The sequence below is a fragment of the Rhizobium mesosinicum genome (assembly GCF_019511345.1).
Taxonomy (GTDB): Bacteria; Pseudomonadota; Alphaproteobacteria; order Rhizobiales; family Rhizobiaceae; genus Rhizobium; species Rhizobium mesosinicum.
The window spans coordinates 113,077-137,052 of record NZ_JAEUAK010000014.1 but is presented as its reverse complement, the minus strand read 5'-3'; the positions used below and the strand labels follow the sequence as shown (position 1 = coordinate 137,052).

The 23,976-nt window shown below is 59.8% G+C and carries 20 protein-coding genes; 17 read left to right on the top strand and 3 right to left on the bottom strand.

What is annotated here, in order from left to right; genetic code table 11:
- The first annotated feature begins 29 nt into the window (after positions 1-29).
- Genes JNB85_RS27225 through coaA form a run of 6 tightly spaced genes read left to right on the top strand, consistent with a single transcriptional unit; the run spans position 30 to position 3,638 of the window.
- On the top strand, positions 30-212 hold the full coding sequence (locus tag JNB85_RS27225) for a hypothetical protein (protein WP_220337529.1): 183 nt from the start codon (positions 30-32) through the stop codon (positions 210-212).
- Positions 212-766, top strand: coding sequence for a hypothetical protein (locus JNB85_RS27220; RefSeq protein WP_220337528.1), 555 nt, complete (start codon positions 212-214; stop codon positions 764-766). Before JNB85_RS27225 ends, JNB85_RS27220 begins: the two co-directional genes overlap by 1 nt.
- Positions 767-771: 5 nt before the next feature.
- The gene (hisA, locus tag JNB85_RS27215) at positions 772-1,518 is read left to right on the top strand and encodes a 1-(5-phosphoribosyl)-5-[(5-phosphoribosylamino)methylideneamino]imidazole-4-carboxamide isomerase (protein WP_220337527.1); all 747 of its coding nucleotides are present in this window, start codon (positions 772-774) and stop codon (positions 1,516-1,518) included.
- Positions 1,518-2,306 carry an imidazole glycerol phosphate synthase subunit HisF gene (hisF, locus tag JNB85_RS27210; protein WP_112970649.1) on the top strand — a complete coding sequence of 263 codons (789 nt, stop codon included), beginning with the start codon at positions 1,518-1,520 and terminating at the stop codon, positions 2,304-2,306. The genes hisA and hisF overlap by 1 nt, the downstream gene beginning before the upstream one ends.
- A 16-nt stretch (positions 2,307-2,322) precedes the next feature.
- Positions 2,323-2,646: a phosphoribosyl-ATP diphosphatase gene (locus tag JNB85_RS27205; RefSeq protein WP_220337526.1), complete on the top strand. Its 324-nt coding sequence runs from the start codon at positions 2,323-2,325 to the stop codon at positions 2,644-2,646.
- Positions 2,643-3,638 carry a type I pantothenate kinase gene (gene coaA / locus JNB85_RS27200; RefSeq protein WP_220337525.1) on the top strand — a complete coding sequence of 332 codons (996 nt, stop codon included), beginning with the start codon at positions 2,643-2,645 and terminating at the stop codon, positions 3,636-3,638. Before JNB85_RS27205 ends, coaA begins: the two co-directional genes overlap by 4 nt.
- Positions 3,639-3,648: 10 nt before the next feature.
- Here the strand turns inward: coaA and JNB85_RS27195 are convergent, their stop codons facing one another.
- From JNB85_RS27195 to JNB85_RS27185, 3 genes are all read right to left on the bottom strand, one after another.
- The gene (locus JNB85_RS27195; RefSeq protein WP_220337524.1) at positions 3,649-4,260 is read right to left on the bottom strand and encodes an alpha-ketoglutarate-dependent dioxygenase AlkB family protein; all 612 of its coding nucleotides are present in this window, start codon (positions 4,258-4,260) and stop codon (positions 3,649-3,651) included.
- A 1-nt stretch (position 4,261) separates the two neighbouring features.
- Positions 4,262-4,699, bottom strand: a complete 438-nt coding sequence (gene arfB / locus JNB85_RS27190) for an alternative ribosome rescue aminoacyl-tRNA hydrolase ArfB (RefSeq protein ID WP_220337523.1) — start codon at positions 4,697-4,699, stop codon at positions 4,262-4,264.
- 96 nt (positions 4,700-4,795) lie between these two features.
- On the bottom strand, positions 4,796-6,406 hold the full coding sequence (locus tag JNB85_RS27185) for a phosphoenolpyruvate carboxykinase (protein ID WP_220337522.1): 1,611 nt from the start codon (positions 6,404-6,406) through the stop codon (positions 4,796-4,798).
- A gap of 337 nt (positions 6,407-6,743) precedes the next feature.
- On the opposite strand from JNB85_RS27185, the gene JNB85_RS27180 reads away from it, so the two are divergent.
- From JNB85_RS27180 to addA, 11 genes are all read left to right on the top strand, one after another.
- Positions 6,744-7,481 (top strand): response regulator transcription factor, encoded by a 738-nt coding sequence (locus JNB85_RS27180; protein WP_192730700.1) that lies wholly within the window; start codon positions 6,744-6,746, stop codon positions 7,479-7,481.
- Positions 7,482-7,556: 75 nt separating this feature from the next.
- Positions 7,557-9,347 (top strand): sensor histidine kinase, encoded by a 1,791-nt coding sequence (locus tag JNB85_RS27175; RefSeq protein WP_183749688.1) that lies wholly within the window; start codon positions 7,557-7,559, stop codon positions 9,345-9,347.
- Complete coding sequence (locus tag JNB85_RS27170; protein ID WP_220337521.1) at positions 9,344-9,784, top strand: HPr kinase/phosphorylase; 441 nt, start codon at positions 9,344-9,346, stop codon at positions 9,782-9,784. Before JNB85_RS27175 ends, JNB85_RS27170 begins: the two co-directional genes overlap by 4 nt.
- A gap of 152 nt (positions 9,785-9,936) precedes the next feature.
- The gene (locus JNB85_RS27165) at positions 9,937-10,338 is read left to right on the top strand and encodes a PTS sugar transporter subunit IIA (protein ID WP_007813746.1); all 402 of its coding nucleotides are present in this window, start codon (positions 9,937-9,939) and stop codon (positions 10,336-10,338) included.
- Positions 10,339-10,347: 9 nt separating this feature from the next.
- Complete coding sequence (locus JNB85_RS27160; RefSeq protein ID WP_183749690.1) at positions 10,348-10,623, top strand: HPr family phosphocarrier protein; 276 nt, start codon at positions 10,348-10,350, stop codon at positions 10,621-10,623.
- Between the two features lie 168 nt (positions 10,624-10,791).
- Entirely contained in the window at positions 10,792-12,192 is a 1,401-nt protein-coding gene (ahcY, locus tag JNB85_RS27155) for an adenosylhomocysteinase (protein WP_220337520.1), read from the top strand.
- Positions 12,193-12,394: 202 nt separating this feature from the next.
- Positions 12,395-14,980: a sensor histidine kinase gene (locus JNB85_RS27150; RefSeq protein ID WP_220337519.1), complete on the top strand. Its 2,586-nt coding sequence runs from the start codon at positions 12,395-12,397 to the stop codon at positions 14,978-14,980.
- Positions 14,977-16,488 (top strand): tRNA (adenosine(37)-N6)-threonylcarbamoyltransferase complex ATPase subunit type 1 TsaE, encoded by a 1,512-nt coding sequence (tsaE, locus tag JNB85_RS27145; RefSeq protein ID WP_220337518.1) that lies wholly within the window; start codon positions 14,977-14,979, stop codon positions 16,486-16,488. The genes JNB85_RS27150 and tsaE overlap by 4 nt, the downstream gene beginning before the upstream one ends.
- A 12-nt stretch (positions 16,489-16,500) precedes the next feature.
- Positions 16,501-17,232: a nucleotidyltransferase family protein gene (locus JNB85_RS27140; RefSeq protein ID WP_220337517.1), complete on the top strand. Its 732-nt coding sequence runs from the start codon at positions 16,501-16,503 to the stop codon at positions 17,230-17,232.
- 3 nt (positions 17,233-17,235) lie between these two features.
- Positions 17,236-20,421: a double-strand break repair protein AddB gene (addB, locus tag JNB85_RS27135; protein ID WP_220337516.1), complete on the top strand. Its 3,186-nt coding sequence runs from the start codon at positions 17,236-17,238 to the stop codon at positions 20,419-20,421.
- A complete protein-coding gene (gene addA, locus JNB85_RS27130; protein WP_220337515.1) occupies positions 20,414-23,959 on the top strand; it encodes a double-strand break repair helicase AddA in 3,546 nt (1,181 codons plus the stop codon). The genes addB and addA overlap by 8 nt, the downstream gene beginning before the upstream one ends.
- Positions 23,960-23,976: the final 17 nt, after the last annotated feature.

The following is a 23,976-nucleotide window of genomic DNA, read 5'->3' as shown; positions in this document are numbered from 1 at the left end:
GTGAAAGGGTGGATACAGGAGCATGCTCAATGCCGGCTTCGCGGAAATCAAGCAAGGTATTCTACAGGCTGCGGCCGGCCAGAGAGGGCCAGCCGCCGTTCGTCGATCTCAGGCTGCCTGGCGGGGTGATCATCCGCCAGGTCGATGAGACCCTGCATCGCAAAGCACTCTTGAACGCATCCAAGGCGCTCAAAGAGAGGCTTGGCGGCTGATGCAGGAGACCTTTCCGGGAAAAGAGAATCCAAGACTGCGATCGGGTGAGGTAAGCGCCGGCGATCTCGCCGAAGCGGTGCTGGAATTTTATATCGAAGGCGAGGATGATCTGATCGGCCTGCTCGCCTATGCGCTTTACGAGCGGCAGAAGCGCGACTTCATCGTCAGCCATCGCAAGCGCAATGCAGGCCGCTCGCCGAACGAAGCGGAGATCGCGGCGGTGACGAGCAACTACCTCTCCGCTGATCTGCGCAACACGCTGCGCGACCGCGCCTCGCAGATCCTGTCGAGCTATGCCGAAACCTATGTCGAAGCCATGGAGCCCCAGATTCAGCTCGTCGCGACTAACAGCGAGGCATTGCGCCAGGTGCGCGATATCGAAAAGTCGGTGAAGAAGCGTACCGGCTTCTGGCGCCAAGTGCGGGTGGGTTTCACCATAACCTTGCTGCTAATCGTGCTTTTTGCCGCGCTCACCATTGCCGCTGTCTTTTTTCGTTCGGATATCGTAGATGCGTGGAATGCACTGATGGTGCCCACGACGCTACGGACCTGAGACGAATGATCCTTTTTCCCGCGATCGACCTGAAGGGCGGACAATGCGTTCGCCTGAAGCTCGGCGACATGCAACAGGCAACGGTCTACAATACCGATCCGGCTGCCCAGGCGAAATCCTTCGAGGAGCAGGGTTTCGAATGGCTGCACGTGGTCGATCTCGACGGCGCCTTTGCGGGGCATTCAGCCAATGGCGATGCGGTTGAGGCAATCCTGAAGGCCACGAAAAATCCTGTGCAGCTCGGTGGCGGTATCCGCACGCTCGAGCATATCGAGAACTGGCTGTCGCGCGGGTTGCGCCGCGTGATCCTCGGTACGGTCGCCGTGCGCGACCCGGCGCTCGTCATCGAAGCCTGCAAGGCATTTCCAGGCCGTGTCGCCGTCGGCATCGACGCCAAGGGCGGCAAAGTGGCCGTCGAAGGCTGGGCGGAAGCATCCGAACTCGGCATTATCGAACTGGCGAAGAAATTCGAAGGTGCCGGCGTTGCAGCGATCATCTATACCGATATCGATCGCGACGGCATCCTGACAGGCATCAACTGGACGTCGACGCTTGAACTGGCGGACGCCGTCTCTATTCCGGTCATCGCATCTGGCGGACTTGCCTCGATCGATGACATCAAGCGCATGCTGCAGCCGGATGCGCGCAAGCTCGAAGGCGCCATTTCCGGCCGTGCCCTCTACGACGGTCGGATCGATCCCAAGGAGGCGCTCGATCTCATCAGGGCCGCCCGGGCGAAGGAGACTGCATAATGAGCCTGAAAGCCCGCGTGATCCCCTGCCTCGACGTCAAGGATGGCCGTGTCGTCAAGGGCGTCAATTTCCTTAATCTGGTCGATGCCGGCGATCCCGTCGAAGCGGCCAAGGCCTATGATGCGGCCGGTGCCGATGAGCTCTGCTTCCTCGACATCACCGCCTCCTCGGACAATCGCGAGACGATCTTCGATGTCGTGGCGCGCACCGCCGAACAATGCTTCATGCCGCTCACCGTCGGCGGCGGCGTTCGCACGATTGCGGATATCCGCAAGCTCCTGCTTTGCGGCGCCGACAAGGTCTCGATCAATTCGGCCGCTGTCAACAATCCGGATTTCGTGGCCGAAGCAGCCGACAAGTTTGGCGACCAATGCATCGTCGTGTCGATCGATGCCAAGCGGCGTCTCACTCAACAGGTCGGCGGCGACAATCTCAGCGCCTGGGAGATCTATACGCATGGCGGCCGCAACGCCACCGGCATCGATGCCGTGGAATTCGCGCAGAAAATGGTTGCCCGCGGCGCCGGCGAGTTGCTCGTCACCTCGATGGACCGCGACGGCACGAAGATCGGCTATGATCTGGAGCTGACCCGGGCGATTGCCGATTCCGTTCGCGTGCCCGTCATCGCGTCTGGCGGTGTTGGCGATCTCGACGATCTCGTGGCCGGCGTGAAGGAAGGTCATGCCAACGCGGTGCTTGCCGCATCGATCTTCCACTTCGGCACCTATTCCGTCGGCGAAGCGAAACACTATATGTCTGAGCGCGGCATCGCGATGCGCCTCGACTGAGTTTGAAAGCAGTATCATGAGCGGATTTTCCCTTTCCGACCTCGAGCGGATCGTCGAAGAGCGGGCGAAGGCCTCTGCGGACGAATCCTGGACCGCCAAGCTGGTAGCGGGCGGACAGCCGAAAGCAGCCAAGAAACTCGGCGAGGAAGCAATCGAAGCCGTGATGGCGGCCGTCACCAACGACCGCGATAACCTCATCTATGAAGCAGCCGACGTTCTCTATCACCTAATGGTCGTATTGAAGATTGCTGAAATACCGCTAGAGAATGTCATGACCGAACTTGCGCGGCGGACCGCGCAATCCGGCCTCAAGGAAAAGGCCAGCCGGCGGAATTCATGAGTATTGCGACACAGATTATCGGAGTGGCGGAAAAGCTGGATCACTTCCAGACCGCCTCCTATTCCCCCTATCACTTCTTCACATCAAAACAGTGGGCGAAGTTTCGTGCCGACACGCCGATGACGCTGACGGCCGACGAGGTCAAACGGCTTCGCTCCATGGGCGACCCGATCGACCTCGACGAAGTCAGGCGCATCTACCTGTCACTCTCGCGCCTGCTTTCCTCACATGTGGAATCCTCGCAACTGCTGTTCGAGCAGCGCAACCGGTTCCTCAGTCTGTCGGACGTGACGAAGACGCCATTCGTGATCGGCATTGCCGGTTCGGTGGCCGTCGGCAAATCCACGACGGCGCGTATCCTGAAGGAGCTGCTCGGCCGCTGGCCCTCCAGCCCCAAGGTCGATCTCGTCACCACTGATGGCTTTCTCCATCCGAATGCCGTGCTGAAGCGCGAGAACCTGATGCAGCGCAAGGGTTTTCCAGAAAGTTACGACACCGGCGCAATCCTGCGTTTCCTGTCGGCGATCAAGGCCGGCCTGCCGGATGTGAAGGCGCCCTCCTATTCGCACCTTGTTTATGACGTGCTGCCGGACGAGTACAAGATCGTCGACCGGCCCGATATCCTGATCTTCGAGGGCATCAACGTCCTGCAATCGCGTGACCTGCCGGCGGATGGCAAGATTGTGCCCATGGTGTCCGACTTCTTTGACTTCTCGATCTATATCGACGCCGAAGAAACGCAGATCCACAACTGGTACGTGACGCGCTTCATGCGCCTCAGGGAAACAGCCTTCCGGGATCCGAATTCCTACTTCCACCGTTATGCATCGATCAGTGACGAAGAAGCCGTTGCGATTGCCGAAGACCTCTGGGCGAATATCAATCTCAAGAACCTGCGCCAGAATATCCTGCCGACACGGCCGCGCGCCGATCTCATCCTGCGCAAGGGCAAGGATCACCTGATCGAGCAGGTAGCGCTGCGCAAACTCTGAAGAACGTGGGTTAGGGATTGACGCGGCGGAGCGTCAGATTGATGCGTCCGCCATTCTTCAGAAGCGTCGAGGTGGCAGGGTAGATGCGGTCAACGCCGTGGAAGCAGAGTCGCCCTTCCCCACCCAAAATGACGAGATCACCGCTCGACAGCTTGAGGGATACGGTCTTGTCGTTGCGGTTCAGCCCACCGACACGAAAGAGGCAGGCGTTGCCGAGGGAAATCGACACGACCGGCGCCTTCAGATCGTTCTCATCCTTGTCCTGATGCAGGCCCATCCGCGCCTCGTCGGAATAGAAATTGACGAGGCAAGCTTCGGGCGGTTTGCCGTAACCGGAAATGTCATTCCAGATATCAAGCAATTCAGGAGGCATGGCCGGCCATGGCCTGCCGGTGGCCGGATGCATGGGTTGATAGCGATAGCCTCTTTCCTTGTCCGTGACCCAGCCGAGCGAACCGCAATTGGTCATCCGCACCGACATCGGCTTGCCGGTACCAGGCATGACCGGCACGTAGAGCGGCGCCTCTGCGACGATGGCCCTGATGATGCCGACCAGTCCCTCCTGACGGGCACGATCCAGATATTCCGGAAGATGGCGAATGCCGTTTAAAAGTTCCGGCATGTCACTCTCCGCCGGCCGGGCGGCCGCGCATCTTCTTGACTTCCGAGCGGCCGGATTTCTCCTTCAGCCGTCGTTCGATCGAGCCCTTGGTCGGCTTTGTCTTCTTACGTGGCGGCGGTGGCGGCTTGGCGGCCTCCAGGATCAGTTCCTTCAGTCGCTCGCGCGCATCTTCGCGGTTGCGGTCCTGGCTGCGGAACCGGCTTGCCTCGATCATCAGCACACCGTCCTTCGACATACGCCGGCCGGCAAGCTTGATCGCATTGGCCTTGATCCGCTCGCTGAGCGAGGGCGAGTTCGGGATGTTGAAGAAGAGCTGAACGGCGGTCGATACCTTGTTGACGTTCTGACCGCCCGGACCGCCTGCCAGAACGAACTGTTCCGTCAGCTCCCATCCGGCGATGGTGATCCTGTCGTTGATGTAGAGCGCGTCGCTGGCCATACCGCCTTCTAGCGCATAATGGCTGCGAATTGAAAGCCGGTGAACCCGGTGCCAGACGACCGGGTTTCACGTGAATAGACTGGTTCCAGTACCGAGTTACTCGGCTGCGACCTTGATGCCGGGCGCTGCATCGCGCACGCCGCCGTCGACATGGTTTTCGAATTTGGCGAAGTTGGTGATGAACATGGAGACCAGCTTTTCAGCCTGCGCGTCATAGGCCTGCTTATCGGCCCAGGTGGAACGCGGATCGAGGATGCCGGTATCAACGCCTTCGACTGCGACCGGAACGGCGAAGCCGAAATTCGGATCGCTGCGAAGCTCGACCTTGGCGAGTTCACCCGAAAGGGCTGCCGTCAGCAGTGCGCGCGTTGCCTTGATCGGCATGCGCTTGCCGATGCCATACGCGCCGCCGGTCCAGCCAGTGTTGACCAGCCAGCATTCCACGCCGTGTCGGCCGATGAGCTCCTTCAGCAGATTGCCGTATTCGGCCGGATGACGCGGCATGAAGGGGGCGCCGAAGCAGGTCGAGAAGGTTGCCTCCGGCTCGGTGACGCCCTTTTCCGTGCCTGCCACCTTGGCGGTGTAGCCGGATAGGAAGTGGTACATGGCCTGCTCGGGCGTCAGCTTGGCGATCGGCGGCATGACACCGAAGGCATCGGCAGTCAGCATGATGATCGTCTTCGGATGAGGCGCAAGGCCGGTTTCCGATGCATTCGGAATAAAATCCATGGGGTAGGCGCAGCGCGTGTTTTCGGTCAGCGACGCGTCATCGAAATCCGGCTCGCGGTTTTCGTTGAGTACGACGTTTTCCAGCACGGTGCCGAAGCGCTGGGTCGTTGCGTAGATCTCCGGCTCGGCCTCTGCCGAGAGGCGAATGGTCTTGGCGTAGCAGCCGCCTTCGAAATTGAAGATGCCGTTTTCGCCCCAGCCATGCTCGTCATCGCCGATCAATGTGCGGGCCGGATCGGCCGAAAGCGTCGTCTTACCGGTGCCCGAGAGACCGAAGAAGACGGCGGCATCGCCGGCCGGGCCTACATTGGCCGAGCAGTGCATCGGCATCACGCCCTTTTCCGGCAGCAGGTAGTTCAGCACGGTGAAGACCGATTTCTTCATCTCGCCGGCATAGGAGGTGCCGGCGATCAGAACGATGCCGTTCGTCAGATCACAGGCGATCACCGTTTCGGTGCGGCAGCCGTAACGCTCCGGATCGGCCTTGAAGCTTGGCAAGTCGATGATCGTCAGCTTCGGCGCAAAGCCTGCGAGTGCGTCAGCCTTTGGACGGATCAGCAGATTGCGGATGAAGAGCGAGTGCCAAGCGAATTCGGTCACAACGCGAGTCGGCAGCGCGTGGCCTGCATCGGCGCCGCCGACGAGATCCTGTACGAAAAGGTCCTTGCCGGCGGCGTGGGCCAGCATGTCCTTATGCAGCAGGGCGAAATGCTCCGGCGACATCGGCTTGTTGTTGTCCCACCAGATCTGGCCATCGGTGTTTTCATCGCGGACGACGAACTTGTCGCGTGGCGAGCGGCCCGTGTGCTGGCCGGTGGTGGCGCGAAGAGCGCCCTGGGCTGTCAGTTCGGCCTCTCCCCGGCGAATCGATTCCTCATAGAGAAGAGCGGCGGAGAGGTTGTAACGTACGCTCCGTACGTCGCTGAAACCGATCGTCGCCAGCTCGATTGCCTGGTTATGAACTCCGAACGTCTCCATAGCTTTTCCCTTCGCTGAGGCGCCTTGGCCATTAAAATCTGCCTGAAAGTAAAAGGAGAAATTTTAAATGGCAATAGCCTTAATCCTAGAAAATACAATGATATCAAATAATTAATCGATTTAAATTGCGTAAATCTGTTTTAAATCGTTTGAAGACCTCCTGTTGAAACAACTTGCCGCACCACTTCCGATTGTGGATCATCGGGACTGGCAATCTACCCCTTTATCTTTGCCACAATTTGTTCCACCTTTATCCTCCATAAGCGCAACCGGTCACGAAGACCGCCTGGGGACGACCAATCCGGGAGATTGCGCACTGATGACGGAGACCAACACCATGCCGACAATCGCGCTCGTTGATGACGACCGCAACATCCTCACTTCCGTGTCGATTGCACTGGAAGCCGAAGGATATAAGGTCGAGACCTACACGGACGGCGCTTCCGCGCTGGATGGTCTGCTTGCCCGCCCGCCGCAGCTGGCGATTTTCGATATCAAGATGCCACGCATGGATGGCATGGAGCTGCTGCGCCGCCTCCGCCAGAAATCAGACATGCCCGTCATCTTTCTCACCTCCAAGGATGAAGAGATCGACGAGCTCTTCGGCCTGAAGATGGGCGCCGACGATTTCATCACCAAGCCCTTCTCGCAGCGTCTTCTGGTCGAGCGTGTTCGCGCCGTTTTGCGCCGCGCTTCAAGCCGTGAGGCAGCCGCAACCGGCGGCGTTGCCACTGTCGGCACGCCAAAGGCGGGTGCGGTTCAACAGGCCCGTTCGCTCGAGCGCGGCCAGCTGGTCATGGACCAAGAACGCCACACCTGCACCTGGAAGGGTGAGGCCGTCACCCTCACCGTCACCGAATTCCTGATTCTGCATTCGCTGGCTCAGCGCCCGGGTGTGGTGAAAAGCCGCGATGCCCTGATGGATGCCGCCTATGACGAACAGGTGTATGTTGATGACCGCACCATCGACAGCCACATCAAGCGGCTGCGCAAGAAGTTCAAGATGGTCGACACCGACTTTGATATGATTGAAACGCTCTACGGTGTGGGTTACCGCTTCCGCGAAGCAGCCTGACGCCGAGAGGCGCGGCAAGAGACGATTGAGGGCGGCGGGCCAGTCAAACGGCCCCGCCCTCCGAAAGGGCCGTCATTGGCACAGTTGGTGCAGGAAAGGGATTTGGACGATGCGGAGGGCGTGAGCACCCGCCGCGTCAGGGGTCGGCGTTGGTCGCATCCCTTCACCCTGATCCGCCGAATTTTCGGCAACGCCGTCTTTTCGAGCCTCACGCGCCGCATCGTCTTCTTCAACCTTGCGGCCCTGCTCGTTCTCGTCGGTGGTATTCTCTACCTCAACCAGTTTCGCGAGGGCCTGATCGACGCGCGCGTCGAGAGCCTGCTGACACAGGGTGAAATCATCGCCGGTGCGGTTTCTGCCTCGGCTTCCGTCGATACGAATTCGATCACCATTGATCCGCAGAAGCTGCTCGAGCTGCAGGCCGGCCAGAGCATTACGCCGGTTCCGAACGACGAGGATCTCGAATTCCCAATCGATCCGGAAAAAGTGGCACCGGTTCTTCGCCGGCTGATCTCGCCGACTCGCACCCGCGCCCGCATCTTCGATGCCGACGCCAATCTGCTGCTCGATTCCCGCCATCTCTATTCGCGCGGACAGGTTCTTCGTTTCGATTTACCGCCGGTGGAAGAAGAAAAGCAGACTTGGAGCGAATGGTTCACGGCGCTCTTCAACAAGGCGCTGCAACCGGGCAATCTTCCCGTCTACAAGGAGGCGCCGGGCGGCGATGGCTCCATCTATCCCGAAGTGATGAATGCACTGACAGGTGTACGCGGCGCGGTCGTGCGTACGACGGAAAAAGGCGAACTTATCGTCTCGGTGGCGGTGCCGGTCCAGCGCTTCCGCGCCGTGCTCGGCGTATTGCTGCTTTCGACGCAGGCCGGCGATATCGACAATATCGTGCATGCCGAGCGCCTTGCCATCATGCGCGTCTTTGGTGTCGCAACGCTCGTCAACGTGCTCTTGTCGCTGGTTCTTTCCTCGACGATCGCCAATCCGCTGCGCCGGCTTTCGGCCGCCGCGATCCGCGTGCGCCGCGGCGCCAAGGAGCGTGAAGAAATTCCTGATTTCTCCGTGCGCCAGGATGAAATCGGCAACCTTTCCATCGCTCTGCGCGAGATGACGACCGCCCTTTATGACCGGATCGATGCGATCGAAAGTTTTGCGGCCGATGTCAGTCATGAATTGAAAAACCCACTGACCTCGCTGCGCAGCGCGGTCGAAACGCTACCGCTTGCCAAATCCGACGATTCCAAGAAGCGCTTGATGGATGTCATTCAGCACGATGTACGCCGCCTTGACCGCCTGATCAGCGATATCTCAGACGCATCCCGCCTCGATGCGGAGCTCGCACGCGTCGATGCCGGCTCCGTCGATCTGGAAGTGCTGCTGCGCGATCTGATCGATGTGTCACGCCAGATTCGCAGTACCAAGAAGCAGGTCGAGATCGAATATGTCATCGACCGCAAGCCGAATGTGAAGACGCGTTTCGTCGTCAATGGCCATGACCTGCGTATCGGCCAGATAATCACCAACCTGATCGAAAATGCGCGTTCCTTCGTGCCTGAGCATAACGGTAAGATCACGGTCCGACTTGTCCGCACTCGCTCGCGCTGCGTCGTCTATATCGAAGACAACGGTCCGGGCATCCAGGCGGAGAATATCGACCGCATCTTCGAACGCTTTTATACCGACCGGCCGGAATCAGAAGGCTTCGGCCAAAATTCAGGTCTCGGACTTTCCATCAGCCGGCAGATCGCCGAGGCGCATGGCGGTTCTCTGCGAGCCGAGAACATCGTCGACGACGAGAACGGCAAATTGCTTGGTGCCCGCTTCATCCTTGCCCTTCCGGCAGATGCCGCAGCATGATCAATATCCACGGCACCGCAATCGTCATCGGAAAGACCGGCCTGCTGTTCACCGGCCCCTCAGGCTGGGGCAAGTCGATGACCGCCTTTACCTGCATGGTGGAGGCGCGGCGGCAGGGTGTTTTTTCTGTTCTCGTGGCTGATGATCAGGTGCTTCTTTCAAAGCAAGACGGAGCAATCACGGCCGCCTGTCCGCCCGCCATTGCGGGGCTCATCGAATTGCGCGGCACCGGCATCGTAGAGCAAGATCATATTACCCAGGCGACGATACATTTTGCAGTTCTGCCGGCCAGCGCGACAGGAGAAAATCGGATCCCTCTGGAAGGAGAAACGGTTGTTCTTGCCGAGGGTTTCGAACTGCCAGTACTGCGACTGTTGCCCAATCTTCCGCTACCCCTTGCGGTGCTGATGGCCAAAGCGCCGGAAATCGGAAGCTGAAGTCTTCGCAGGCCCCGATACGGCCTATATAATTGTATTTTTATCTTGCACTTCGGCTTTTGATCGCCAAGATGTGCCCCCACTGGTGGACGTAATTGCTGCGTTGCGATATTGGGGCCACGATTTGCGTATGCCATGGGAGCAGTAATATCATGATCGGACTTGTGCTTGTCACTCATGGCAAGCTGGCTGAAGAGTTTCGTCATGCCGTAGAGCACGTCGTCGGTCCTCAGAAATTCATAGAAACGGTCTGCATCGGACCGGAAGACGATATGGATCAAAGACGACAGGATATTCTTGAGGCCGTTTCCGGCGCAGACGACGGTCATGGCGTCGTCATTCTGACTGATATGTTCGGGGGCACGCCTTCCAATCTTGCCATCTCAGTGATGAGCAGCGGCCACACCGAAGTCATCGCCGGCGTCAACCTGCCGATGCTGATCAAGCTCGCCGGCGTGCGCGGCGAGAACAATATGGAAAAGGCGCTTGCCGAGGCTTCCGAGGCAGGCCGCAAATATATCAATGTTGCGAGCCGGGTTCTAAGCGGAAAGTAAGAAGCCTCCATGACACCGCTCTCCCGCGAAATCCTCATCATCAACAAGCGCGGCCTGCATGCGCGCGCTTCGGCAAAGTTCGTTCAGACGGTCGATGCCTTCGATGCCACGATCACCGTTTCCAAAGACGGCATGACGGTTGGGGGCACCTCCATCATGGGCCTTATGATGCTTGCGGCGAGCCCCGGCTCCAGTGTCATCGTCTCGGCGAGCGGCAACCAGGCTGCCGAAGCGCTGAATGCCCTCGATCAGCTGATCCAGAACAAGTTCGGCGAAGAAATCTGATCTTCAACGTCATATAAAGATATAAAGACTTCTTTATATCCCGTTGCCTTCGCGGCTGAAGCCTGCTAAACGGCGAGCATGACGTGCACCCGCACGTGTTCGATCCGTTGCGGTCATCGTTGCGTCCTTGCGACGTTTTTTTGAGCCGTTTTCAGCCTGGAGAGCCCTATGAGCACTGAGAGAGATTATGTTGTCGCCGATATCGGTCTTGCAGATTTCGGCCGCAAGGAAATCACCATCGCCGAAACCGAAATGCCTGGTCTCATGTCCTGCCGGGCCGAATTCGGTGAATCCAAGCCGCTGAAGGGCGCACGCATCACCGGCTCGCTGCACATGACGATCCAGACGGCCGTTCTCATCGAGACGCTGGTTGCGCTCGGCGCCGAAGTCCGCTGGGCTTCGTGCAACATCTTCTCGACGCAGGACCATGCCGCTGCAGCGATCGCCGCCGCCGGCATTCCGGTTTTCGCGATCAAGGGTGAATCCCTCGTCGACTATTGGAACTACACAGACAAGATCTTCCAGTGGAGCGATGGCGGTTTCTCCAACATGATCCTCGATGATGGCGGCGATGCCACCATGTACATACTTCTCGGCGCCCGCGCCGAAGCCGGTGAGGACGTTCTTTCCAATCCGCATTCGGAAGAAGAGGAAATCCTCTTCGCCCAGATCAAGAAGCGCCTTGCCGCAACGCCCGGCTGGTTCACCAAGCAGCGCGATGCCATCAAGGGCGTGACCGAAGAGACCACGACGGGCGTCAACCGCCTTTATCAACTCAGCCAGAAGGGCCTGCTGCCTTTCCCCGCAATTAACGTCAACGACTCCGTCACCAAGTCGAAGTTCGACAACAAGTATGGCTGTAAGGAATCGCTGGTCGACGGCATCCGCCGCGGCACCGACGTGATGATGGCCGGCAAGGTTGCCGTCGTCTGCGGTTACGGCGATGTCGGCAAGGGTTCTGCCGCCTCTCTTTCCGGTGCCGGCGCTCGTGTCAAGGTGACCGAAGCCGATCCGATCTGCGCCCTGCAGGCTGCGATGGACGGTTATGAGGTCGTTCTGCTCGAGGATGTCGTCTCCTCTGCCGACATCTTCATCACCACCACTGGCAATAAGGACGTCATCCGCATCGACCATATGCGTCAGATGAAGGATATGGCGATCGTCGGCAATATCGGTCACTTCGACAACGAAATCGAAGTTGCCGCTCTGCGCAACCTCAAGTGGACGAATGTCAAGCCGCAGGTCGACCTGATCGAGTTTCCGAAGGGCAACCGCATCATTCTTCTTTCCGAAGGTCGCCTCCTGAACCTCGGAAATGCGACGGGTCATCCGTCTTTCGTCATGTCGGCATCGTTCACCAATCAGACGCTGGCGCAGATCGAGCTTTTCACAAAGCCTGGCCAGTACGAAAGCAAAGTCTACATCCTGCCGAAGCACCTCGATGAGAAGGTTGCGCGCCTTCACCTCGACAAGCTCGGCGTGAAGCTTACCCAGCTTAGCGAAGAGCAGGCTGCTTATATAGGCGTGAAGCCGCAGGGTCCGTTTAAGTCCGACCACTACAGGTACTGATTTCACCTTCAATATCCACAAGATGTGGTGGCCTCGGCATTGACAAATGCCGAGGCTTATTTTTTGGGCGCTCTCTTTCCGTCGATTCCCTTCCGAAGTATTGTTTTAAGACTTGATTCGTGGTTTCGGAGCTCTCCGTTTTCCACGAAAATGGGATGTCTTGTCGTGATGCGGCACATTAAAGGACGGAGACATACCTCGGATGTCGAAAATGAAATACAGCCTGCCCGGCCAGGCGGAGGATGGCGCTTACGCCGCTGACCGCCCGCTTCAGGCGGGCCAAGAATATAAGTTCGCCGCGGTCCGAGTGACCGCAAGGCAGAAGCAATGGTCTTTGGCACGTATTGCAAAACTATGCGCTGCAAGCACTGCGGTCGCCGTACCGGCATGGCCGGTTCTGGCGCAGGCAGAGCCTGTTATCGGCGCATCGGCACATCTTTTCACTTCCTCGCAGGTTGTAGGCCTTTCCGTTGTCATCGGCGTGATTTCGGCTGCCCTGCTCTCGACGCTCTGGCTGGTGCGCCAGCGCGGCAATCTCGAAAATGAAAGTCGCGAAATCCGCTCGGCGCTTTCGGACGCGCAACAGCGCATCTCCCAATATGAGGCGCTTATTGCCGACAAGAACCGACGGATCGTCATCTGGGACGGCGGTGCCCGGCCTGAACTCCTCGGCCAGCTTCCACCGGAAACCGGCGCCCCACAGGACAATGAATTCCTTGCCTTCGGCCTCTGGCTGAAGGCGCGATCGGCCTCCGAACTGGAGCGGGCCGTCGGCCGCCTGCGTGAACAGGCCGAAAGTTTCGACATGGTGATCGAGACTATGAGGGACGAAGTGATCGAAGCACAAGGCCGGGTTTCCGGCGGCCGCGCCTTCGTACGTTTCGTTGCGCTCAACAATCTGCGCGCCGAGCTGGCAGAGCTGAAGATCGAACGCGATCGGCTGATGACGTCGATCTCCGCCTTTCAAACCATGCTCGACGCTATCGATATGCCAGCCTGGCAGCGTGATACCGCCGGACGCCTGACCTGGGTGAACCATGCCTATGGCGATGCCGTCGAAGCACAATCACCCCAGCAGGCTGTCAATGAAGGCCGCGAAATCCTGACGACCGTCGCCCGCGAGCGTATCCACGCCTCGACAACGCCGGAATCGCCTTTCCACGATACAATTTCGACAGTCGTTCGCGGCAACCGCACATTCTTTGACGTGGTCGACGTAAAGGTCCCCAACGGCTCGGCCGGCCTTGCCGTCGATGTTTCCGATGTCGAAGCGGTTCGCGCCGAACTTGAGCGGACGCTTAAGAGCCATGCGGAAACACTCGATCATCTGGCGACCCCTGTTGCCATTTTCGACGGCGACCGCCGGCTGCAGTTCTATAATCAGGCCTTCGTCTCGCTCTGGGAGCTCGATATTTCGTTCCTCGAAAGCAAGCCTGACAACAGCGAGCTTCTGGAACGCCTTCGCGCAGCCAAGAAACTGCCGGACCAGCTGAACTGGAAATCGTGGAAGGAAACAGCGCTTTCCGTCTATCGCTCGCTCGATACGCAATCCGACCTCTGGCACCTGCCGAACGGGCAGACGCTGCGCGTTTTTGCGACCGCGCATCCACAGGGCGGCGCGACATGGGTCTTCGAGAACCTGACCGAGCAGGTCGATCTCGAAACGCGCTACAATACGCTGGTGAAGGTACAGGGCGAGACGATCGACCACCTTTCGGAAGGCGTTGCGGTCTTCGGACCTGACGGCCGGATCCGCCTCTCCAACCCGGCCTTCCGTGCGCTCTGGGGTATTACCGAGACGGAAGCCAAGCCCGGCACACATATCCGCGGCATCGGCGAGGCTTGCGCCCCGTCCTATGACCAGCCCGATGGCTGGAAGACCTTTGCGGAGCTGATCACCAGCTTCGACGACGAGCGTCGTTCCAGCCAGGGGACGCTCGAACTGCTGTCCGGCCTCGTGCTCGACTTTGCTGTCATCCCTCTGCCGAACGCTCAGACCATGCTGACCTTCGTCAACATGACAGACAGCGTACGCGCCGAACGGGCGCTGACGGAAAAGAACGAGGCGCTGCGCAAGGCGGACGAGCTGAAGAACGACTTCGTGCAGCATGTCTCCTACGAACTGCGCTCGCCGCTGACGAATATCATCGGCTTTACCGATCTGCTGCGCACCCCAGGGGTCGGCCCGCTGAACGAGCGGCAGGCCGAATATATCGACCATATTGCCACCTCATCCTCGGTGCTTCTGACGCTCGTCAACGACATCCTCGATCTCGCGACCGTCGATGCCGGCATCATGCGGCTGAACTACGCGGAAATCGATCTCGCCGATCTACTCGACGACGTCTCCATGCAGATCGCCGACCGGCTGCACGAGAGCGGCGTTTCGCTGGAGATCACCGCGCCGGCCTACCTGGGCTCGATCGTTGCCGATCCGCAGCGGCTGAAGCAGATCCTGCTGAAGCTTCTTGCCAATGCCGCTAACTTCTCGCCCGAGGGCGCATCGATCGCGCTGGACTGCCGTCGCGAGGGCACGGATTTTGTCTTCTCCGTAAGGGATCGCGGCCCCGGTATCTCACCTGATATGATCGCTACCGTCTTCGACCGTTTCGCAACCGGTGCGAAGAGCGGAAAGCGTGGCGGTGCCGGGCTTGGCCTCTCGATCGTCGACAGCTTCGTCAGCCTGCACAATGGCGAGGTCAGCATCGACAGCGAACCCGGCAAGGGAACGACAGTGACCTGCCGCATCCCTTCCATCAACCTGCCCCATTCCGTCGCCGCCGAATGACGCAAGGCGACGTCATCTCGCTTTTTCTGGAAGACGATGCGGCAACCCTTCGCCTTGGCAATGATCTGGCGCTTGCGCTGAAAGCCGGTGATTGCCTGGCGCTGTCGGGCGATCTCGGTGCCGGAAAATCCTCGCTGGCGCGGGCTTTCCTGCGCGCCATGGCTGATGATGACGGACTGGAAGTTCCGAGCCCCACTTTCACGCTGGTGCAATCCTACGATCTGCGCATTCCCGTCTCGCATTTCGATCTCTATCGGCTTGGCGACTCCTCGGAATTGACGGAGCTCGGTTTCGACGAAGCGCTCGAAAACGGTATCTGCATCGTCGAATGGCCGGAGATGGCCGAAGGTGAATTGCCGGTATCGCGCATCTCCTTGCGGCTGGAACATGAGGGTGCCGGCCGTCGTGCGACAATCGCGGCACCGGAGAAGGCCTTGGTCCGAATCCATCGGGTGCTGGCGATCCGCCGCTTCCTCATCGACGCCGGCTACGGCGATGCGGAACGGCGGTTCCTGACGGGCGATGCTTCGCTTCGGGCCTATGAATATTTCCATCTGAGCGACGGCACACGGAAAATCCTTATGGATTGGCGGCCGCCACCGGAAGGCCCGCCGATCTATGACGGCAAACCCTATCCCAAGGTCGCGCATCTGGCGGTCGACGCCTATCCATTCGTCGCGATCGCCGATGCGTTGCGTGAACGTGGTTTTGCAACGCCGACAATCGAAAAGGTCGATTACGAGCAGGGCATCCTGCTGATCGAGGATTTGGGCACGGACAGTGTCCTCGACGACGAAGGCCGGCCGATCGTTGAGCGCTACCGCGAAAGCGTCGCCTGCCTTGCCCATCTCCACTCGATGAAAATCCCGCAGGATATCCCGGTTTCGGCAACACACACGCATCATATTCCGGATTTCGATCGCGCCGCCATGAAGATGGAGGTGCGGCTCGTACTCGACTGGCACATGGCCTGGAGACGCGGAACGGGACCGACGGATGCGGAGCGAGACGAGTATCTGGCAATCTGGGACAATCTGATCGACGAGCTGCAATCGGCCGAAAAAAACCTGCTGCTGCGCGATTTCCATTCGCCGAACATCATCTGGCGCGAACACGAGAGCGGCCTCCGCAGGATCGGGATCATCGATTTTCAGGATGCGATGATCGGGCCAACCGCCTACGACCTTGCCTCCATCGTTCAGGATGCGCGGGTCACGATCGAACCGGATCTCTTCCAGCAGTTAATGGATGACTATCTTTCGCTCCGGCGGGCGCAAGGCAACTTCGACGAAGCCGAATTCATGAAGGCATGGGCCATCATGTCAGCGCAGCGAAACTGCAAGCTGGCCGGCCTCTGGGTGCGGCTCCTGCAGCGGGACGGCAAGCCCGGCTACCTGCAGCATATGCCGCGCACGCTGTCTTATCTTAAGGTGGCGCTGCGGCACGAGGCACTTGCCCCCTTGCGCGAATGGTGCACAAGGGCTGGAATACTGCCCGTCGAATCATAGATCCGGATCAGCATGACCGTCAGACAAGCCATGGTACTGGCCGCGGGCCTCGGAACCCGCATGCGCCCGATTACCGATACGATTCCAAAGCCTCTGGTGAAGATCGGCGGCAAGCCGATGATCGACTATACGCTGGATTCGCTTGTCGAAGCCGGGGTCGAACAGGCCGCGATCAATGTCCATCATTTTGCCGATCAGATGGAAGACCATCTGAAAAACTATCGCGGGCTCGATATTCTAATTTCCGACGAGCGCGATACACTGATGAATTCGGGCGGCGGGCTGGCGAAGGGTCTGAAGCTACTCGCCCGAGAACCGGTTTTCGTCATGAATGCCGATCTTTTCTGGATCGGTGAACCGACTGACCGGCCCAGCAATCTGCGGCGCTTAGCCGGATTCTTCGATGCCGAACGCATGGATATGGCGCTGCTCTGCGTGCGCATCGAAGATACGACCGGCCATAACGGCAAGAACGATTTCAGCCTGGGACCTGACGGTCGATTGACACGCTATCGTGACGATCCCTCCAGCCCAGTCGTCTATGCCGGTGCAATCGTCATGCACCCCGCGCTGCTGGACGATGCACCCGAAGAACCCTTCAATCTCAATATCTATTTCGATAAGGCGATCGGCCGCCGCCGGCTTTTCGGCATGATGATGGAAGGCCATTGGCTGACGGTCGGCACGCCCGATGCAATTGACGACGCGGAGGAGACGATCCGGCGGTTCCGGACGTTTGCGTGAGACATGACGGAGCGGCACCGGCCACGCATTCTGACGATCCCCTCCGGCCTTCCCTTTCTGAAGACGCTGGCGAGTTCGCTTTGTGACGGACGCCTGACACCGCTTTTCGTACATGATCCGGCCGATCCACTGTCTCTTGCCAAGGTCACGATCTACCTGCCGACCCGGCGCGCCGTACGCGTATTGCGTTCGGAATTCGTCGATCTGCTTGGCGGACGTTCGGCGATCCTGCCGGTTATCCGGCCGCTCGGCGAAACGGATGACGACAGCGGCTATTTCGACGAGGCGCTGCCGGCGACGATCGACCTTGCCCAACCGCTCTCCAATACCGCGCGCCTTCTGGAACTGGCGCGGCTGATCCTTGCCTGGCGCAACAAGCTGCCGGAGATCGTCCGACACATCCATTCGGAATCGCCTCTCGTCGCGCCGGCAAGCCCTGCAGATGCCATCTGGCTTGCCCGCAATCTGGCGGAGGTGATCGATTCGATCGAAACCGAGGATCTTGCCTGGTCCGAACTCGGCAGGCTCGATACGGGTGACTATGCGGCCTGGTGGCAATTGACGGCGGAATTTCTGCAGATCGCCAGTGCCTTCTGGCCGGAACGCCTGATCGAACTTGGCCGATCCTCGCCGGCCCGCCACCGCAATGCCATTCTGCGCGCCGAGGCTGGCCGGCTTTCGACGGCGAAACCTTCCGGTCCGATCATCATTGCCGGTTCAACCGGTTCGCTTCCTGCCACGGCTGACCTCATCGGCGCCGTAGCGAACCTTCCGGGAGGCGTTATCGTGTTGCCCGGCCTCGACCTTTCCATGCCGGAGGAACATTGGCGTCTGGTCGCCCCTGATCTCCTGCCGGGTCAACGCGCCAATCCGGCAAGCCGTACACATCCGCAGTATGGTCTTTCCGTGCTGCTGAAGCGGCTGAAGCTGACCCGCGAGGATGTTCAGCCAATCGAGGAAGCAGAAGCCGATTTGCGCGCGCGCGCGGAAGTCCTCTCGCGGGCGCTTACTCCGTCGGAAGCCACAAGTGGCTGGGGCGATTGGAAAAAGGACCTGCCGGAAGGAACCCTTGCCGCAGCATTCGCGGACGTATCGATGATCGAAGCCGCCAACGAGCGCGAGGAGGCGACGGCGATTGCCGTAGCGCTGCGGCTTGCGCTGGAACAGCCGGGCAGAGATGGGGAAAGCCGAGCTGCGCTTATTACGCCAGACCGCAACCTGGCGCGCCGGGTCATGGCGGAGCTTTCCCGCTTCGGCATTCTTGCCGACGATTCAGCCGGTACACCACTTTCGGCAACGCCACAGGGCACGCTGCTGCAATTGCTCCTGGAAGCGACACTTCGTCCCGGTGATCCTGTCACCATCGTTTCGCTGCTCAAACATCCGCTTGCCCGTTTCGGGCTGGAGCGCAGCTTTCTGATTAGAGCTGTGGAGGCATTGGAGTTGCTGGCGCTGCGCGGCGGCGTGGCAGAAGTGGATATCGGATCGCTCGAACAGCTGCTCGACCGTCAGCTTTCGGAGCAGGCGCTCGACAGGCACGCGCCGGTGTGGCGCAAGTCACTGCCATCAGAAGCAGCGGAGATGGCCCGAAGGTTAGCCCGGAAAGTTGAACCTGCCGTGGAGCCACTGGTATCGGCCCTCGTGCGGCATCCTGGGGATGATGACGGCCTGACGGGCATCTCGCTCTCGCAATGGGCAGAACGGACGGGCCGCGCGCTGGAGAGCATCGCTGCCGACGAACACGGCAATCTGGCAAGCCTCTGGTCCGGTGAAGCGGGCGATGCCCTGGCAAGCCTGCTTGGCGAAGTCATCGATACCGAAGGCCAGATGGAAGCGGAGGGGCCGCAATGGATCGATATCATGCAGGCGCTGTCGGCCAGCCATGCCGTCAAGCCTGGCGCCCTCAGCCATCCTCGCCTCTTCATCTTCGGTACGCTGGAAGCGCGCCTGCAGAATGTCGACACACTGATCCTCGGCAGCCTCAACGAAGGATCATGGCCAGGGCAGACGACCAATAATCCCTTCGTCTCCCGCATGATGAAGACGGAAATCGGGCTGGAGCCGCCGGAACGGCGCATCGGCCAACTGGCGCATGATTTCGAGATGGCGAATGGCACACGCCATCTGATCTATTCGCGCGCGCTGCGCCAGGGCTCGACGCCGACGGTCGCCTCCCGATGGCTGCAACGGCTGTTGGCGCTCGGCGGCGAGGATTTCGAAGAGCAATTGCGCAAGCGGGGGGCGCGCTTCGTTCACTGGGCAAACCAGATAGACCTGGGTGACAATCAAGCGCCAGCGCAGAGGCCCTCTCCCAAGCCGCCACGGGAACTGCAGCCTAAATCCTATTCCTTCAGCGAAGTCGGTCGGCTGCGCCGCGATCCCTATGCGATTTATGCGCGGCGCGTGCTGCGGCTCGATCCCGTCGACCAGTTCAATCGTGATCCTGGCGCGGCGGAACGCGGTACGCTCTACCACAAGATCATCGATCGCTTTGTTCGCGAGGACCATGCAGCAGGCACGCCGGAGGCGGCAGCGGCGATGGAAATCATCATGAATGAACTCTTCGATATCGAGCAGTTGCCGCCGCATATCGACGCCGTCTGGCGGCCGCGCTTCCGCGAAGTCGCGCGCGCTTTCCTGAACTGGGAGGCCGGACGGCGGCCCGATGTGCAGAAGAGGCTGACGGAAGTCAGAGGCGGCGTCGAACTCGATGGAATCGATATCCGGCTCACCGGCGTCGCCGACCGCATCGATATCAAGGGGCCGAACAGTGCCGATATCATCGACTACAAGACCGGCTATAATCCCTCTCCGATACAGGCCCGAGCACTGCTGGACCCGCAGCTTGCGCTTGAGGCAGCCGCGCTTCAGGCTGGGGCCTTTCGCGACGTGGGCAGCCTTGTTCCCAATGATCTTCTTTATGTCCGCCTACGGCCGGGCACGCGCTTTCAGGTCGACAAGGTCAACAACGAGGAGGCCAACAGCGACAAGGCAAAGTCGGCGATGCAGCTCGCCGAGGAATCGATCGATCAACTGGTGAAATTCGTGGCCCTACTGCAATCGGGTGAAAAAGGCTTCACTTCGCGGCTGATTCCCGCGCAGCAGTTCGATTTCGGCGGCGACTACGATCATCTCGCCCGTGTTGCGGAATGGGCAACCGCCGACCCGGAAGGAGGAGGCGATGATTGATCCGACAGCGCTTCCCGAAGGTGACGATCCCGGCACGTGGATCAGCTGGACGACGATCCAGCAGGCGATCGCATCCGATCCCGGGCGTTCGGCATGGGTGTCGGCCAATGCCGGTTCCGGCAAAACACATGTTCTGACCCAGCGCGTGATCCGGCTCCTGCTGGCGGGTGCGCGGCCTTCCGCTATTCTCTGCCTCACCTATACGAAGGCTGCCGCTTCCGAAATGTCGAACCGCGTCTTCGAACGGCTGGCGGAATGGGCGATTTTTCCGGATGAGGAACTTGCCAGGCGCATCACCCAGATCGAAGGTCGTGAGCCGGATTCACTGAAGCTTGCCGAAGCAAGACGGCTGTTTGCCAAGGCGCTGGAAACACCGGGGGGGCTCAAGATCCAGACGATCCACGCCTTCTGCGAGGCGCTGCTGCACCAATTCCCGCTGGAAGCAAACGTCGCGGGGCATTTCTCCGTTCTCGACGACCGGGCGGCCGCGACGCTGCTTGCCGATGCGCGACGCTCGCTTCTGACGGCAACAGCGCCAGAGAAGGATCGAGAACTCGCCGGTGCCTTCGGCTATGTGCTCAATCTCGGCGACGAAACGGGCCTTGAAAATCTGCTCGGCGAGATCGTTGCGAACCGAAATGCCATCCGCCGTTTCATGCTCGCAGCCGAGCCGCATGGCGGCGTTGATCGCTTGCTCCGCAAGAGGCTAAGCCTTTCACCTGATGATACGGAAGAGGGACTAGCCGAACGATATTGGCCCTTGCCTGGGCTCTCGGGTGCAACGCTGGAACTTTACCTGTCGCTAGCCGCAACGAAGGGTGGCGCTAAAGCGCAGGATGTTGCCGAAGGCCTGCGCCGCGCCGTGCGCGAACGAGATGTGACCGCGCGTTCGCAGATTCTGGAGAAGATTTTCCTGACATCGAAGGGCGATCCGAAGACGGACGGGCAATTCTTCGTCAAGGCGATACTCGCGGAAGCGCCACAGCTTGCCGATGCGATCGCTTCCGCGCGGACGCATGTCGTCGCGTGCCGAGACCGTCTTAAGATGATGCGAATGCATACGGCAACTCATGCCGCCCTCGTGCTCGCGGACCGTCTGAACCGGGATTACGAGGAGCTGAAAAAGCAGCGCAGCCATCTCGATTTCGAAGACCTGATCACACGTACCGCAGACCTGCTAACGAAGAGCGGCGTCGGCCCCTGGATCCACTACAAGCTCGATCAGGGTATCGACCATATTCTGGTCGATGAGGCGCAAGATACCAGTCCTATCCAGTGGAGTGTCATCCAGTCGCTGGCGGAAGATTTCTTCTCGGGCGAAAGTTCGCGGCCCGCGGCCCGGACATTGTTTGCCGTCGGCGACGAGAAACAGTCGATCTATTCATTCCAGGGCGCACGGCCCGAACGGTTCTCCGAAGAAAAGGAGCGAACGCAGCGCCGGGTGCAGAACAGCGGTCTCGATTTCTCGACCGTCCGCCTCCCGCTCTCCTTCCGCTCCACCTCCGACGTGCTGCTCGCCGTCGATCACATCTTTACCCCACCGGAGAATGCACGTGGCCTCGGCACCGAACCGGTCGTTCATCGCTCCAGCCGTATCGGCCATCCCGGTGCCGTCGACCTCTGGGAAATGGTCGTGCCCGATATCGTGGTAAAGGACGAGGATTGGACCGCTCCTTTCGATGCAACACCCGAGAGCGCGCCGGCCGCCATCCTCGCGCGGCGCATCGCGCACACGATCGGCACTCTCGTCGGCCGCGAAACGATCGTCGAAAAGGGTAAGGAACGCTTCATCGAGGCCGGCGATATCCTTGTTCTCGTCCGCAAACGAGACGCCTTCGTCAATGCGCTGACACGGGAACTCAAACGGCGTGGCGACATTCCGGTCGCCGGCGCGGACCGGCTGGTGCTGACCAGCCATATCGCTGTGCAGGATCTGCTGGCGCTCGGCCGTTTTCTTCTTTTGCCGGAAGACGATCTTTCGCTCGCCGCTCTCCTGAAAAGCCCGCTCTTCAATCTCTCGGAAGAGGATCTTTTTGCGGTTGCGGCGCTGCGTGGCGAACATGAAAGCGTCTGGCACCATCTTCGCAAATATGCCGACGACGGCAATGAGCGCCTCGGCGCGGCGGTTGCAAGGCTGGAACTCTTCCTTGCCCAGTCCCGAAGCCTTTCGGTCCATGATTTCTATGCCCGTGTCCTTGGCAGTCATGGCGGCCGGCGCCAGTTTCTGGCGCGGCTAGGCACCGAAGTCAGCGATATCCTCGACGAGTTCCTGACCTTTGCGCTCGACCATGAGACATCGGGTCTCCCCGGCCTGCAGTCCTTTATCTCGACGTTGGAACTTGAAGCGCCGGAAGTAAAGCGGGAGCAGGACCAGGGCCGCAACGAGGTACGCATCATGACGGTGCATGCCTCAAAAGGTCTCGAAGCGCCAATCGTCTTTCTGGTCGATGGCGGCTCCAAAGCTTTTACCCATACCCATCTGCCAAAGCTCCGGTTGCTTGATGCCGGGCCGGACGAGCCGCCGATGCCGGTGTGGATTCCCGTCAGCGATCTCGGCAACTCGCTGACGTTGACGGATGCAGCACGCATCCAGCTTCTTGCCGAAGAGGAATACCGGCGCCTGCTCTACGTGGCGATGACGCGTGCCGCCGACCGGCTGATCGTCTGCGGCTATCGCGGCGTGCGGCTGAACAACGACACTTGGCATATGATGATTTCCACCGCGCTCGACGCGGAGCATCCGCATGTCGAAAAGGCGACTTTCGCCGGCCCGGATGGAGAGTGGGACGGCATGCGATGGCGTGTGCCGCAGGTCGAGCGCAGCTTCGAGCGAATGGACCGTGTGCCTGAGCAGGCAACGGTCGAAACGGTTCCTCCGGGCCTGTTCCGCCCTCTGCCGCCGCAGAAACAATTGCCGCGACCACTCAGCCCTTCGGGTGCCGGAACGATTATTGACGAAGAGGCCGACGATCTCCTGGTGACCTCACCGCTCTTCGGCGATCAGGAGAGCAGCGATCGTTCCCTGGAAAAGGGCCGTCTCATCCACCGGATGCTTCAGGCTCTTCCCGACATTCCTGCGGAGGAGCGGGCCGAGGCAGCGAAGCGTTATGCTGAACGCGCGGCGCGATTCTGGCCGGCTACAGAGCGGCAGGCTTTGGTCGATTCGGTCGTGAAACTTTTGCAGGATGAAAGGCTTCAAGCCGTCTTCAATATTCATGCCCAGGCGGAAATCTCGATCATGGGAACCTTGACGCTGGAAGACCGGGAATACGCCGTCTCCGGCCGGATCGACCGACTTGCCGTCCTGCCAGAAAGCGTCGTTATCATCGACTACAAGACAAATCGTGTTCCACCCGCGAGCGAAGACAAAATCCCGTTTGCGCACAAGGCGCAGCTTGCGATCTATCGAGAAATACTGAGGCCGCTCTATCCAGCCAAACGGATCGATTGCATGCTGGTCTATACAGAAAATGCGACCATCCATACTCTTGGCGAACAGGCTTTGGCTTCGGCACTTGCAGGACTCAGCACAAAGTGAAATATCGGACATTGAAA

Bases quoted from the DNA above. Each gene is read 5' to 3' on its own strand.
- JNB85_RS27225 (WP_220337529.1), top strand. From the start codon at position 30: ATGCCGGCTTCGCGGAAATCAAGCAAGGTATTCTACAGGCTGCGGCCG.
- JNB85_RS27220 (WP_220337528.1), top strand. From the start codon at position 212: ATGCAGGAGACCTTTCCGGGAAAAGAGAATCCAAGACTGCGATCGGGT.
- hisA (WP_220337527.1), top strand. From the start codon at position 772: ATGATCCTTTTTCCCGCGATCGACCTGAAGGGCGGACAATGCGTTCGC.
- hisF (WP_112970649.1), top strand. From the start codon at position 1,518: ATGAGCCTGAAAGCCCGCGTGATCCCCTGCCTCGACGTCAAGGATGGC.
- JNB85_RS27205 (WP_220337526.1), top strand. From the start codon at position 2,323: ATGAGCGGATTTTCCCTTTCCGACCTCGAGCGGATCGTCGAAGAGCGG.
- coaA (WP_220337525.1), top strand. From the start codon at position 2,643: ATGAGTATTGCGACACAGATTATCGGAGTGGCGGAAAAGCTGGATCAC.
- JNB85_RS27195 (WP_220337524.1), bottom strand. From the start codon at position 4,260: ATGCCGGAACTTTTAAACGGCATTCGCCATCTTCCGGAATATCTGGAT.
- arfB (WP_220337523.1), bottom strand. From the start codon at position 4,699: ATGGCCAGCGACGCGCTCTACATCAACGACAGGATCACCATCGCCGGA.
- JNB85_RS27185 (WP_220337522.1), bottom strand. From the start codon at position 6,406: ATGGAGACGTTCGGAGTTCATAACCAGGCAATCGAGCTGGCGACGATC.
- JNB85_RS27180 (WP_192730700.1), top strand. From the start codon at position 6,744: ATGCCGACAATCGCGCTCGTTGATGACGACCGCAACATCCTCACTTCC.
- JNB85_RS27170 (WP_220337521.1), top strand. From the start codon at position 9,344: ATGATCAATATCCACGGCACCGCAATCGTCATCGGAAAGACCGGCCTG.
- JNB85_RS27165 (WP_007813746.1), top strand. From the start codon at position 9,937: ATGATCGGACTTGTGCTTGTCACTCATGGCAAGCTGGCTGAAGAGTTT.
- JNB85_RS27160 (WP_183749690.1), top strand. From the start codon at position 10,348: ATGACACCGCTCTCCCGCGAAATCCTCATCATCAACAAGCGCGGCCTG.
- ahcY (WP_220337520.1), top strand. From the start codon at position 10,792: ATGAGCACTGAGAGAGATTATGTTGTCGCCGATATCGGTCTTGCAGAT.
- JNB85_RS27150 (WP_220337519.1), top strand. From the start codon at position 12,395: ATGTCGAAAATGAAATACAGCCTGCCCGGCCAGGCGGAGGATGGCGCT.
- tsaE (WP_220337518.1), top strand. From the start codon at position 14,977: ATGACGCAAGGCGACGTCATCTCGCTTTTTCTGGAAGACGATGCGGCA.
- JNB85_RS27140 (WP_220337517.1), top strand. From the start codon at position 16,501: ATGACCGTCAGACAAGCCATGGTACTGGCCGCGGGCCTCGGAACCCGC.
- addB (WP_220337516.1), top strand. From the start codon at position 17,236: ATGACGGAGCGGCACCGGCCACGCATTCTGACGATCCCCTCCGGCCTT.
- addA (WP_220337515.1), top strand. From the start codon at position 20,414: ATGATTGATCCGACAGCGCTTCCCGAAGGTGACGATCCCGGCACGTGG.